Origin of the sequence: Salinibacterium sp. NG22, assembly GCF_015864925.1 — a bacterium.
In the GTDB taxonomy this organism is placed as follows: Bacteria; Actinomycetota; Actinomycetes; order Actinomycetales; family Microbacteriaceae; genus Rhodoglobus.
The window spans coordinates 1533167-1546555 of sequence record NZ_JADYWG010000001.1; the positions used below are offsets into that span (position 1 = coordinate 1533167).

At 62.9% G+C, this 13389-nt stretch carries 10 protein-coding genes; 5 read left to right on the forward strand and 5 right to left on the reverse strand.

Features of this window, described 5'->3' with window-relative positions; all coding sequences use genetic code 11:
- Positions 1-204 precede the first annotated feature (204 nt).
- Positions 205-1065: a site-specific DNA-methyltransferase gene (locus tag I6E81_RS07485; protein ID WP_197106706.1), complete on the forward strand. Its 861-nt coding sequence runs from the start codon at positions 205-207 to the stop codon at positions 1063-1065.
- A complete protein-coding gene (locus tag I6E81_RS07490; RefSeq protein WP_197106707.1) occupies positions 1062-1835 on the forward strand; it encodes an HAD-IIA family hydrolase in 774 nt (257 codons plus the stop codon). Before I6E81_RS07485 ends, I6E81_RS07490 begins: the two co-directional genes overlap by 4 nt.
- Positions 1836-1891: 56 nt before the next feature.
- Here the strand turns inward: I6E81_RS07490 and I6E81_RS07495 are convergent, their stop codons facing one another.
- The 3 genes from I6E81_RS07495 to I6E81_RS07505 are packed head-to-tail and all read right to left on the reverse strand — an operon-like array spanning position 1892 to position 4092.
- Positions 1892-3370, reverse strand: a complete 1479-nt coding sequence (locus I6E81_RS07495) for a septum formation family protein (RefSeq protein WP_307784122.1) — start codon at positions 3368-3370, stop codon at positions 1892-1894.
- Positions 3367-3918, reverse strand: coding sequence for an orotate phosphoribosyltransferase (gene pyrE / locus I6E81_RS07500; protein WP_197106708.1), 552 nt, complete (start codon positions 3916-3918; stop codon positions 3367-3369). Before pyrE ends, I6E81_RS07495 begins: the two co-directional genes overlap by 4 nt.
- 30 nt (positions 3919-3948) lie before the next feature.
- On the reverse strand, positions 3949-4092 hold the full coding sequence (locus I6E81_RS07505; RefSeq protein WP_197106709.1) for a hypothetical protein: 144 nt from the start codon (positions 4090-4092) through the stop codon (positions 3949-3951).
- A gap of 71 nt (positions 4093-4163) precedes the next feature.
- Between I6E81_RS07505 and I6E81_RS07510 the strand changes: the two genes are divergently transcribed.
- On the forward strand, positions 4164-5000 hold the full coding sequence (locus I6E81_RS07510) for an exodeoxyribonuclease III (RefSeq protein WP_197106710.1): 837 nt from the start codon (positions 4164-4166) through the stop codon (positions 4998-5000).
- Positions 5001-5046: 46 nt separating this feature from the next.
- Here the strand turns inward: I6E81_RS07510 and I6E81_RS07515 are convergent, their stop codons facing one another.
- On the reverse strand, positions 5047-7209 hold the full coding sequence (locus I6E81_RS07515) for an ATP-dependent Clp protease ATP-binding subunit (protein ID WP_197106711.1): 2163 nt from the start codon (positions 7207-7209) through the stop codon (positions 5047-5049).
- A 119-nt stretch (positions 7210-7328) separates the two neighbouring features.
- Between I6E81_RS07515 and I6E81_RS07520 the strand changes: the two genes are divergently transcribed.
- On the forward strand, positions 7329-9188 hold the full coding sequence (locus I6E81_RS07520; protein WP_197106712.1) for an HSP90 family protein: 1860 nt from the start codon (positions 7329-7331) through the stop codon (positions 9186-9188).
- Positions 9185-11986 (forward strand): hypothetical protein, encoded by a 2802-nt coding sequence (locus I6E81_RS07525; protein ID WP_197106713.1) that lies wholly within the window; start codon positions 9185-9187, stop codon positions 11984-11986. Before I6E81_RS07520 ends, I6E81_RS07525 begins: the two co-directional genes overlap by 4 nt.
- Before the next feature lie 21 nt (positions 11987-12007).
- On the opposite strand, the gene I6E81_RS07530 is transcribed toward I6E81_RS07525, so the two are convergent.
- Positions 12008-13372, reverse strand: a complete 1365-nt coding sequence (locus I6E81_RS07530) for an NAD-dependent succinate-semialdehyde dehydrogenase (protein ID WP_197106714.1) — start codon at positions 13370-13372, stop codon at positions 12008-12010.
- Positions 13373-13389: the final 17 nt, after the last annotated feature.

A 13389-nucleotide genomic window follows, 5' to 3' on the forward strand; every position in this document is an offset into this window, starting at 1 on the left:
GACTTTGCGGGTCATCGCATCGTCAACGAATAGCCCTTCGGGTGAGCGCATCTCCTCCAACCATAAACCGTTGGTCGAAGTTTTGGACAGCCTAACCAGCCGAAGCCGCCCCGCACTGGGGCTAGAACTCTGATTCTTAGCGACCTCATAGGGTGCTTCGTGCCGGTGTGACCCGAGCGCGCCACCGGCTGTTAATCTCAAGGGATGCAGCTGCCTTGGACCTCCGCTGGACCCGACCTTGTTGTGCACGGCGATAACCTGCCCGTGATCAGCACTTTGCCTGACGAAAGCTTCCGGCTGATCTACATCGATCCCCCGTTCAACACTGGGCGGACGCAGCGCCGTCAAGCCTTAACCACTCAACGCTCGACCGAAGGTACGCGCGTCGGCTTCGGAGGCAACAGTTACGACACGATTAAGGGAGTGTTGTATTCCTACGACGACACGTTCGCCGATTATTGGGAATTCTTAGAGCCACGGTTGCAGGAGGCCTGGCGCCTGCTCGACGACCGCGGCACCCTTTACCTCCACCTCGACTACCGCGAAGTGCACTACGCCAAAGTCGCTCTCGACGCTCTCTTTGGGCGCGAGAGCTTCCTCAACGAGATCATCTGGGCCTACGACTATGGCGCCCGTGCCACCAAGAAGTGGCCCTCGAAGCACGACACGATCCTTGTCTATGTAAAGAACCCGAAGAACTACTACTTCAATAACGAAGAAGTCGACCGCGAGCCCTACATGGCGCCCGGTCTTGTGACGCCAGAAAAGGCAGCCCGCGGCAAACTGCCGACGGATGTCTGGTGGCACACCATCGTGTCCCCTACCGGTAAAGAGAAAACGGGCTACGCCACGCAGAAGCCGGAAGGCATACTGCGACGCATCGTTCAGGCATCCAGCCAGCCCGGCGATTGGGTGCTCGATTTCTTCGCTGGAAGCGGCACAACCGGTGCCGTCGCCCAAGCCCTCAAGCGTCGCGTGGTGCTCGTCGAACAGAATCCCGACGCGATCGCCATCATCACCAAACGGCTGTCAGAGGAGACGGTGTTCGCTAACATGAGCGCATGAGGAATCGTGACGAAATCGAATGCTGGCTCACCGACATGGATGGTGTTCTCGTTCATGAGAACCATCCCGTTCCCGGCGCCTCAGAGCTGCTGAAGCAGTGGCGCGATGAGAAGAAGCCCTACTTGGTGCTCACCAACAACTCGATCTTCACCCCGCGCGATCTGAGCGCCCGGCTCAAGGCATCGGGTCTCGATGTTCCCGAGTCGGCAATTTGGACTTCTGCGCTCGCGACGGCTGACTTCCTGAAAGAGCAGATTCCGGGCGGCAGCGCGTTCGTCATCGGCGAGTCTGGCATCACGACCGCCCTTCACGAAGCCGGTTTCATCATGACGGAAACCAACCCCGACTATGTCGTGATTGGCGAAACCCGCAACTACTCGTTCGAAGCCATCACCAAGGCCATCCGCCTCATCGGCAACGGCAGCCGCTTTATTGTGACCAACCCGGATGCCACCGGCCCGAGTGCTGACGGCCCCTTGCCCGCAACGGGCGCGGTCGCCGCTCTCATCACCAAGGCCACTGGTCGGGAGCCCTACATCGTCGGCAAGCCGAACCCGATGATGTTCCGCTCGGCGCTCAACAAGATCGGCGCCCACAGCGAAACCACCGGCATGATTGGTGACCGCATGGACACCGACATCGTCGCCGGCATCGAGGCAGGTCTCCACACTGTTCTCGTGCTCACCGGAATCAGCGATCAGAAAGAAATCGACCGCTACCCGTTCCGCCCCAACGAAGTTCTCGACAGCGTCGCGGACCTGCTGAACTAGTTGGCCACGCACCGATCACTCTGAACCGGCAGCCCCGGCCAGTCCCGGCCAGCCCGCTATTCGGAGGGCGTTTGCGGTTGAGCAACGGATGTCGTGAGAGCGGCATCACCGGAGCGCGTCGCGAAGCAGTAGTAGTCGCGGTTTCCGGCATCCCAGTCGCTCGCGTTTGCAGCGAAGCTCGCCACGATTTCGAGGTTAGAGAATGATTGCGCCGCCGCGAAGTCGATCACAGCGTCCGTAGAGCAGGCTGTTGCTGTGCGTGATGCGAGCTCTTCTGCTTCTGGATAAGGATCCGACGCTGCATCCTCGAACAGGCCGATCGTGAGCAACTGCGCGGCGTGAGGCTGCGTGCAATCGATCACGGTGTACTCCTGCTCCCAGGCAGAAGCGAAGGGGTCAAGGCACTCGCCGCCGGCGAGCTCATTCCACTGATAGGTTCCCGGCGCTAGAGGGCCCACAACGGGAACAACGGCAGTAGCCGTCGCCGACGGGGTCGGCGAGGCAACCGCAGCAGGCACTACGGAGGGGCCGAGGCGAGTACCCGCCAAGAACAGTGCGACCAAGGCGAGCGCCGCGACCAGACCTCCGGCGATAGCCAGCCCGATCAATTGGCCGCGCGGAATCGGCGGTCGAGGAGGCTGGGGAACCCGCGGTCGTGAAATGACCGCTGGCACCTGCGCGACGAGCGCCTGATCTTCGTACTCCACGAATTTGTCTTCGCCGAAGAGGTCGCTCACGGCGTCGTGCTCGACGGATTCCGACTCTGCCGAGATGCCTTCGAGCGACTGCGCTCCCATGACTTCGGTCGCGCCTTCCAGCGATTGGTCAACCGAAGCCGGCAGCTGAGCCTGTCGCCGAGTGGCGGCATCCATTGCAGCTGTCGGCAGATCAGCCGAACTGATCGCGGCGGTCGGCAGGTCGGCGATATCCATCGCGCCGGTCGGGAGATCAGAAATGTCCATCGCCCCGGTGGGGAGATCAGAGATATCCATGGCGCCGGTTGGCAGGTCAGCGACGTTGATTGCTTCGGTCGGCGGCGGCTCGATGAGAGGCTCGCGCGGAGGAACAACAGGATCGGCGGGCTGCGCAGGATCGGCAGAGTGGGCGGCCGCTGGTGACGCGGCAGGGGATGCTGGCGGCTGCGCGGGAGGCTGTTCGCCCGGCATCGGCGGGAGCTTGAGAAGCCCAGGAACCTCGGGCGTTGCCGGCGGCGGCGTGCCTGGCGATGGGGTCATGGGCGGCAAAGGAACTTCAAGCGCGGTCGGCTGCGGAACAGCGGGGGCAACGAACGTTTCGGGATGCTCGGGAACCGGCGGAGGTGTGGGCGCCTGGGGAGCCGCAGGAGCCTGGGGGTGTTCGGGTGCCGGTGAGCTCGCCGGAACGTCAGAATCGTCGGGTTGTTCCGGGTCTACAGGAGTTGCCCGGGTGGGCTTGGGTGGCGATTCGGGCTCGGTCGGAGTGAGTCCCCAGTTGAAGGAGGACTCGCGAGGTTCCTGGTTGTCACCAGCGCCCGAGCCGTTGTCGCCAGAGGTCACGGAGTAAGCCCCAAATCACCAAGCCCGATCGCTGAAAAGTAGGGGTAGCCGGCGGCCTCGATGCGCTCCTTGGCGCCAGTGTCACGATCAACGACAACGGCAACGCCGGCAATGATCGCGCCGACCTTCTCGAGCGCCTCGATAGCGGCGAGCGGTGAACCGCCGGTCGTTGAGGTGTCTTCGAGAACAATGACGCGCTTGCCCTCGAGCTCAGGCCCTTCGACCTGACGACCACGGCCGTGATCCTTGGGCTCCTTGCGCACGACGAAAGCGTCGTAGGTGAGGCCGCGGGCCGCACCCTGGTGAAGAATCGCGGCGGCGATCGGGTCGGCCCCCATCGTCATCCCTCCGACAGCAACGATGTCTGGCACATCGGCGATGAGGTCAATCATGACCTGACCGATGAGCGGAGCGACGCGGTGGTCGAGGCTTACGCGACGCATGTCGACGTAGTAGGTGGCCTTCTTTCCGCTCGTCAGAGTGAAATCACCGTGGAACACGGCATCGGCGGAAATGTGCTCAATGAGCTGTTGCTTGGCGTCGGTCACGAGTACAGAATACCCATTGTCGCGGACCTCCTAGAGGATGGTCTCGCCGAAAACCAGCAAAGCACCCGAGATGGTGACGCCCACGAAGCCCAAGATGGCGACGATTGTCGCATTGCGGCGGTCGAGACGGTCAGCCTTTGCCGCAGCTTCGTCGAGAAGGATATCTTGCTGCATACGATGACTTTACGGGGCGGAGCGGCCCCTGTCGTCGCCCAATGCGGGGGTAGACCTATTACCGTTGAAGCATGCTCATTGCCACCTGGAACGTGAACTCCATCAGAACCCGAGTCAGCCGCGTCGTTGACTGGCTGCTCCGCGAAGATATTGACGTGCTGGCGATGCAAGAAATCAAGTGCAAGCCCGAGCAATTTCCTCTCGAAGCGTTCACCGAGGCGGGCTACGAGGTCGAACTTCACGGCCTCAACCAGTGGAATGGCGTGGCCTTCGCGAGCCGCCTTCCCATGGAGGATGTCTCGGTCGGCTTCGAGACCCAGCCAGGGTTCGGCAAAGCGCTCGATGACGGCACAGTGCCGATCGAAGCGCGCGCTCTTGGTGTCACCGTTGAGGGCGCCCGGCTGTGGAGCCTCTACGTGCCCAATGGCCGCGAGCTCGACAACCCGCACTACCCGTACAAGCTCGAGTGGCTCGCCAACCTCAAGACGCAAGCTGCTCAATGGATGCGCGACAATCCGGAACAGCCCCTCGCCCTGATGGGTGATTTCAACATTGCCCCCTTCGATCACGACGTCTGGGACATCGCAGCCTTCGAGGGCAAGACTCACGTGAGCGACGCCGAACGCGCAGCCTTCCGGGCCTTTGAAGAGGCAGGGATGATCGATACTCTCCGCAGCCGCAACATCGAGGGTTATACCTACTGGGACTACCAGCGCCTGCGGTTCCCTCGCGATGAGGGAATGCGCATCGACTTTGTGCTCGGTTCGCCCGCATTCGACGAACTCGTGACGGGCGCATCGATTGACCGCGAAGAGCGCAAGGGCGATGGCCCAAGCGACCACGTTCCCGTCGTCGTCGAACTCGCGATTGACACCGAGAACGACGACGATCGGCCCATGTTCCTCTAAGCAGTTCGTCTCAGCGGTTGCCTTAGCGGTTGGCTAAGCGCGCGGGTTAGCCGGCGTCAGGCTCCGACCGAGACACCTCGAGGCCTTCGCCGTTCTCGGCGAGCCCCACGAGCACGGTGTCACCATCGCGAATCTCGCCAGCGAGCAACGCCTTGGCGAGCTTGTCGTCGATCTCGCGCTGCATGAGTCGGCGGAGCGGTCGTGCGCCGTAGATGGGGTCGTAGCCACGCTCCGAAAGCCAGGTGCGAGCATCCGGGGTCACAGCAAGCTGCAGGCGACGATCGGTGAGGCGCTTGCCCAAACGGTCGATGTCGAGCTCAACGATCTGGCTGAGGTCATCGGTCGAGAGCGGCTGGAACACCACGATGTCGTCGAGACGGTTGATGAACTCCGGCTTGAACGACTTGCGCACAAGGTCGTCAACGGCGGCCTTGCGGGCATCCCACGGCAGCTCTTGGTCAGTGATGAACTGGCTGCCCAAGTTGCTGGTGAGAATCAGGATGACGTTGCGGAAGTCGACAGTGCGGCCCTGACCATCGGTGAGACGACCATCATCGAGCACCTGCAGGAGAATGTCGAAGACCTCAGGGTGCGCCTTTTCGACCTCGTCGAGCAGAATCACCGAGTAGGGGCGACGGCGAACAGCCTCAGTCAGCTGACCGCCCTGTTCGAAGCCGATGTAGCCGGGAGGGGCACCGACAAGGCGCGAGACGGAGAACTTCTCGCCGTACTCACTCATGTCGATGCGCACGAGAGCTTTCTCGTCGTTGAAGAGGTATTGCGCGAGCGCCTTCGCGAGTTCGGTCTTTCCGACGCCGGTGGGGCCGAGGAAGAGGAACGAGCCGGTGGGGCGGTCAGGGTCGGAGATTCCGGCCCGCGTACGGCGAACCGCTTCGGAGACCGCTTGCACGGCTTCCTTTTGACCGATGAGACGCTTGCCGAGTTCCGCTTCGAGGTGCAAGAGCTTCTCAGTCTCGCCCTCGGTGAGGCGATCGACAGGGATGCCCGTCCACGCGGCCACAACGGCAGCAATGTCTTCTTCGGTCACCTGGTCATTGACCATGCGGGGGCCGGTTGGCTCGTTGCTTTCGGCGGTGACGAGGGCGCGTTGGATTGATGGGATCGTCTCGTACTCGAGCTTCGACACCTTTTGGTAATCGCCGTCACGCATCGCGCGCTCGGAGGCAATACGAGCATCGTTGAGGCGAGTCTTCAGCTCACCGACGTCGGTCAGGCTCGCCTTTTCGAGCTTCCAGCGCCCTTCCAACTCGTTCAGCAACTTGCTCTGGCTGGCGAGATCTTCGCGGAGTTTCGCGAGTCGCGCCTTCGAGGCCTCGTCTTTTTCCTTCTTGAGAGCGTGCTCTTCGATGCGCAGGCGGTCAACAGCACGCTTGAGCTTGTCGATTTCAACGGGCGAGGAATCGATCTCCATCTTGAGGTGGCTTGCCGCCTCGTCGATGAGGTCGATCGCTTTGTCGGGCAGTTTGCGACCCGAGATGTAGCGATTGCTGAGCGCTGCGGCCGCCACCAGCGCGGAGTCCGCGATGGTCACCTTGTGGTGGGCTTCGTAACGCTCCTTGAGGCCACGCAAAATCGCGACGGTGTCTTCGACAGAAGGTTCGCCGACGAATACTTGCTGGAAGCGGCGCTCAAGTGCGGCATCCTTCTCGATGTATTGGCGATACTCGTCGAGCGTTGTGGCACCGATCAGTCGCAGTTCACCACGGGCCAACATGGGCTTGAGCATGTTGGATGCCGCGACCGAGCCGTCGCCACCGCCAGCGCCCATCAGGGTGTGAAGTTCGTCAATGAACGTGATGACTTGGCCGTCGGAGTCTTTGATCTCCTTGAGCACAGCCTTGAGGCGCTCTTCGAACTCGCCGCGGTACTTGGCACCGGCGACGAGAGCAGCGAGGTCGAGAGAGATGAGCTGCTTGTCTTTGAGGGAGTCGGCAACGTCTCCGGCAATGATGCGCTGAGCGAGGCCTTCAACAACAGCCGTCTTTCCGACGCCGGGCTCACCAATGAGTACAGGGTTGTTCTTCGTGCGTCGCGTCAGCACTTGACTGACACGACGAATTTCGGCGTCACGCCCGATCACGGGGTCGAGTTTGCCACTGCGTGCAATCTCGGTGAGATTTACCCCGTACTTTTCGAGAGCACTTTTTTGCTCTTCATCGGTACTTGGGGCACCCTGCATGTTCGCCATTTACAAACCCTCCACAAACTTGAGTTGAGATGACTCAACTTTATACCCGCGCGGTCACTCGTGGCTAGGTGAACGCTGTGTACTTCGAGAGATCGGCCAACAGATGAGAGACTTTTGGGGTGAACGCCGATTCCCGAGACGATCTCCACTCCTTTCAAGTGAACCTCACGGGAGTCGTTGACCTCCTGAGCAAGCACATCTACTCGAGCCCGCGAGTGTATTTGCGCGAGCTACTGCAGAACGGGCGCGACGCTCTCGCCGCCCGGGTTGAGCTCGACGGCGCTGACGCGAGCCGCGGCATCCGCATCACTCCCCTCAGCGAGCACAACGACACATTCCGGTTTCAGGATGACGGCATCGGGCTCACCGCCGACGAAATGACCGAGCTGCTCTCGACCGTCGGGCGCTCCTCGAAACGCGACATCTTCGATCTGCCGCGCAGCGACTACCTCGGGCAGTTCGGCATCGGATTATTGAGCTGCTTCATGGTGGCCGACCAGATTGTGATTCAGTCCCGCTCCGCTCGCGGCTCAGCCCCAGTGGAGTGGATCGGCAATAGCGACGGCACGTTCAGCGTGCGCGAGTTAGAGGGCGACCTCCCCATCGGCACCACCGTCTCGCTCAAGCCTCGCTTCGATCAGCACGACTTGCTCGGCACTTCGACGGTGCTCGCCCTGGCTAAGACCTTCGCCGAGTTTCTGCCGGTGGGGGTTCGGGTTGACCTGCCCGGCGGCGGTGTTGACACGGTCACGCACGATGCTCCGTTCCTTGATGCTCACACGGCTACGGCATCCGAGCTGCTGACCTACGGTCGCGAGTTGCTCGGCGTAGATCCCTTCGCCGCTATTCCGTTGAGTGTGCCCGGCACCAGCACCACGGGTGTCGCCTATGTGTTGCCCCACTCGCCACCGCCAGGAGCGCGCCAAGCGAACCGCGTGTATCTGGGCCGGATGCTGCTGAGCGAGAACGTGGATGCGCTGCTGCCCGACTGGGCGTTCTTCGTGCGCGTCGTGCTGAACAGCACCTCGCTCACCCCGACGGCAAGCCGCGAATCGCTCGTGGACGACGACATCCTCGAGCACACGCGGGCAGCAATCGGCACGGTGCTGCGACAGTGGGTGCTGGAGATGGCGGCCCGGCATCCGGCCCAACTCAACGACTTTGTGCAGATTCATTCACTCGCCCTCAAGTCGCTCGTGATCCACGACGAAGAACTCGCGAAGTTCATCACTCCCTGGCTGAGCGTCGAAACCACGCTGGGGCGCATGACGATCGAGAGCCTCACGCGGGATCACACGCAGTTGCGTTATGCCGAAACGGTGGACGAATTTCGGCAGATCGCGAGCATCGCGAGCCCCGACCGTCCGGTGATCAACGGTGGCTACATCTACGACACCGAGATCGCCCGCCTGCTCCCCACTCTTGTCAACGGACTCACCGTCGACCGCGTGAGCGTGCTCGACGAACTCGACTTTCTCGAGGTGCCACCGCTTGACGCACGCAGCCTTGTGGCGAAGCTCGAAGACCGTGCCAGCGCTGTGCTCGCGGATGCCGGCTGCGCTGTGATTGTGCGCGGCGTTCCCGCCACCGATGTCACGGGCCTCTACCTCGCCGACCCCGAAGTCCTGCGCTCCATCGACCGTCGGGCGGCCCGCGAAATCAGTCGTCCCGGGCTGTGGAAAGACGTGCTCGGCAAAATGGATGCGTTTGCCGAGGAGCGACTTGCCAGCGACGGCACCAGCAAGTCTCTCGCCCGCCTGTGCCTCAACTGGAACAACCCCGTCGTCGTCACCCTCTCCACCCTGCGCGACGATGCCGTCTTTTCCCGCACCATCGAACTGCTCTACGTTCAAGCCCTACTCACCAGCCAACGCCCCCTCAGCGTGCGCGACCGCGCCATGATGACCAATTCCATGTCAGATCTGATCGCCATGAGTGTCGCACTCGGTGATTCCCTCCCAGAAAGTTCTTCCCTATGAGCGTCGCCCGCATCACCGAACTGTTCAGCGAGATCGACACGATGGCCTTCGGCCCCGAGGAACGAGCTCGCGTCGATGAGGCGATTGCGCTCGCGGTCGAACTCGGCGACGAAGAGTTGGAGTACCGAGCGCGCATTCGGCTGACGGCATCCGCCAATCAGCTTGGCGACACCGAAGCTCTGCTCTCCTCATTCGCGTGGTGCCTCGCCAAGCACGACGCTGACCCCGTGCGCTTTCCCGACGACGTGGTCGAAGGCGGTGCCGGGCTCATGTGGCAGTTCAAGTGGATCGCCACGACCCTCGCGAGCTCACCCATCTTCGGCACCGACGACATCTCCGGCGCTCTCGCCGACATGGAGAGCCACTACCGCGACGCCGGAATCGGCCAGAGCGGCGTGCTGACCTCCCAGTTCGCCACGGCCTGGCGTCTCGGCCAGCTCGACCGCGCCGAAGAATTGCGCGCCCAACTCGCCGTGACGCCCCGCGACGATTACAGCCACTGTGACGCCTGTGTGCGCAGCGATGCCAGCGGCTTCCTCACAGAAACCGGGCGCGACGCCGAAGCCATCGTGCTCTTCGACGAACTCATCGAAGGTGGCTACAGCTGCGGCGACGAGCCAGAAGCCGCCCTCTCGCGCGCCCTACTCCCTTACCTGCGCGCCGGCCGCCTCGATGATGCTCGCGCCGCCCACTTTCGCAGCTACAACCTCGCCCGCGACAACGCTGACAACCTCAGCATCATCGCCAATCACTTCATCTTCTGCGCCGTCACCGGCAATGAAGCCCGTGGCCTCGCCATGCTCGAACGCCACCTCTCGTGGTTTGTGCACGACCAGCTCAACGCCGACGGCCAGTTCTCCGGTCTCGTCGCCGCTGGTGTGCTGCTCGACGCCGTGACCGCCGCCGGCTTCGGCGAGCAAGTTGTTCGCGGCGCCGAAAGCAACGAACTCACGGCACTCTTCGGAGAGCACGACGGCACCTGGACCGCCGACGAACTTGCCACCGCCACGTGGGCTGCCGCGCGCCGGATCGGCGACCAATTCGACGAACGCGCCGACAACAACTACCGCGCCACGCGCATCCAGAAGGCCAAGAATCTCGCTAACGAGAACTATCCCCTGAGCCTCACGAGTGAAACTCTTGCCGCCCCCACTCCCGCCGACGCCGAACCAACGGATGCCGCCGGCTGGCTGCTGCGAGCAGAAGAGCTGACCGCAATCGGTTGGCTTCCCACCGCATTGCCCGCCGCGCGTAAGGCTGCGGAATTGGCAACGGGCACGGAGCGCACGGCTGCCCTCAGCACGTTGGTTGCCGGACTCGTGGCTACCGGCGATCTCGCTGCAGCCGAGGCTGCTCTCGCCGAACGCATCCCGGCTCTCCGTGAGCACGGCAACGAGGCGCAAGCGTCGCTCGAAGACCTGCTCGGCCTCTCTCTGTTTGGTCGCGCCGAGCAAGACGATTTCGACAAACTGAGCGTCGCTGTTGGCGTCTCGGAGGAGTTGGCTCCCGCCCAGATCGCCGACATCGAGCTGTCTCTGCTGAGCGTGCTGCTGCGCGGCGAGGAGCCCGACCTCGAGGCGGTGACGAAGCTTGCGGCGAGTGCGCTCGTGCACGCCGAGGCTGGCGAGATGCCCCTGCTGCGCGCCCACGCGCTGCGGCATCTTTCCGACCTGGCGGCCACCGCTGGCGACACTGATCGCGCACTCGCGCACCTTGATGATCTGCTGGGGGCGACATCCAACCGCGGTGTTTTGGCCCACGCTCACGCGCTTCGTGCCCGCATTTTGGGCAGTGGCGGCCAGTTCGCTGCCGGTGCCGCTAGCGCGGATGCGGCCGCTGAATGCGCCAATGCAATCGATGCTGCTGGCCCGCTGCACGACACCACCATTCTGGCCGGACGCCTCTATGACGAAGCCGAACAGTTCACGGATGCCGCCGGTCGCTTCCGTCTCGGAATCCGCTATGCCGAACGCCTCGAGATCGAGACCGTAGGGGCGCGCTACGCCCTCGGCCGAGCGCTCGTGCGCGGCGGAGAGTCGGCAGAAGCCATCGAGCTTTTGCTCTCGCTGTTCGAAGAAGAGACTGCTGCGCAGGCCGCGCCCGGCAGCCGCGGCGAAACTCTGTTTTGGCTCGGGCACGGTTTCGCTGACTCTGGCGAACCGGGTTCTGCTGTTGGCACCTGGGAGACCGCAACGGAGCTGTACCTTGAGTCCGGAGACACCCAAAGCGCAGCACGGACTCTTGCTGACAGCGCGAGTGTGCACGCGCAACACGGCGACCACGAGACGGCCGCAACGTTGCTTGAGAATGCTGTGACGCATGCTCGCGCTACACCGGACGACCTCAACCTGCTTGTGCGCGTGCTGCACCAGTCGGGGCGCGCTCACGCCGAAGAGGGCAACGCCGCCGGCCTTGAGGCACTGGATGAGGTGCTGGCGTTGGCCGCCGAACACAACGCCGATTGGTTGCACGCCGACGTGACCGACTCGAAGGCACGCTCTCTCGCGAGCCTCGGCAAGCCGAAGGAGTCGGTGGCACTCGCACTCACGGCGGCGGATGAATACCGCGCGGCAGGCGATCCCGTTGCGGGTGCGAACTGCGAACGCTTCGTTGCCAACGTCTTGGCCGGAGAGGGCCGTCACGACGAAGCTGTGGCGGTGCTGCAGTCAGTGATGGAGCAAGCTGCCGACCACGAGCGCCTGCGTCAGATCACCGCATTCGACTTGGCCGAGAGCCTCGACAAGCTCGGACGAACCGCTGAAGCAGCGGCCGCCCGAGCTCTCGCTGAAGACGCGTAGGGCGCCGAGGCGCCCCGGCACTTACGGGCGCTTGACCAGCTTGCGGTTCATGAACTCGTCGATGCCGTGCGAACCAAGTTCGCGACCGGTGCCGGAGTTCTTGACTCCACCGAAGGGCAGCTCGGGAGCATCCGCACCCACCTCGTTGATGTAAACCATGCCGGCGTCGATGCCGTCAGCGATGCGGTCGGCCTGCTCGGCATCCGTCGTGAAGACGTACGAACCGAGACCGAACGGCGTCGCGTTGGCGAGCACGATGGCCTCTTCTTCGCTGGCTACGCGGTGCAGTTGAGCAACGGGTCCGAAGAACTCGACCGTGTAGGCGGGGTTCTCGGGGCTGATGTTTTCGAGCACGGCTGGCGCAAACTTGGTGCCGTCGCGCTTGCCGGTTCCGACGCGCAAGGTGGCGCCGGCCGCGACTGCTTCCGCGACCTGCTCTTCGAGGTTTTCGGCGGCCGCTACGGAACACAGCGGTCCGAGCTCAGTGCTTTCGTCCATGGGGTCACCGACCGTGATGGCACCCATCGCGGCGCTGAACTTCTCGGCGAACTCTTCGTAGAGCGAGTCGATGATGACGAAGCGCTTGGCGCCGTTGCAGGCCTGGCCGTTGTTGTCGACGCGAGCCGCAACTGCAGCCTCGACTGTGGCATCCATGTCGTCCGTCGACATGAGGATGAACGGGTCGGAGCCGCCCAGTTCGAGCACGCTCTTCTTGAGGTTGGTTCCGGCCGCAGCACCGACGATCGCACCGGCACGCTCGGAGCCCGTGAGCGAGACTCCCTGGATGCGGGGGTCGTCGATCATCGCGGCGATTTGGTCGTTGTCGGCGAGCACATTTTGGTAGCCGCCGATCGGCAAACCGGCCTCGTGAATGAGGGCTTCAAGCGCCGCCGATGATTCGGGACACTGCTGGGCTGGTTTGACCAAAACAGGGTTGCCGAGAACGATGCTCGGGCCGGCGAAACGAGCGATCTGGTAGATCGGAAAGTTCCACGGCATGATGCCCAGAACTGGGCCGATGGGGCTCTTGCGAATCCACGCAGTGCCCGATCCGGCAGGAATTTGTTCGTCGGCAAGGAACGCTTCAGCGTTGTCGGCGAAGTAGCGGAAAATGTCGGCGGAGAACTCAACTTCACCCACTGCTTGGGCTAGTGGCTTGCCCATTTCGCGCACGATAATTTCACCGAATTCAGCCGAGCGTTCGGTGAGAAGATCGGCGATGCGCGTGACGATCGCTGCACGCTCTTTTACCTGATCACGGTTCATTCCGCCGTTGTATTCAGAGTGGGCTGCGGCGACGATCTGCTCGATCACTTCGTCGCTGACAGCGGGGTGGGCCGTGCCCTCTTCGCCGGTGTAGGGATTGATCACTTGAAAGGTCTTCATGAGAGGCTCCTCGCTGC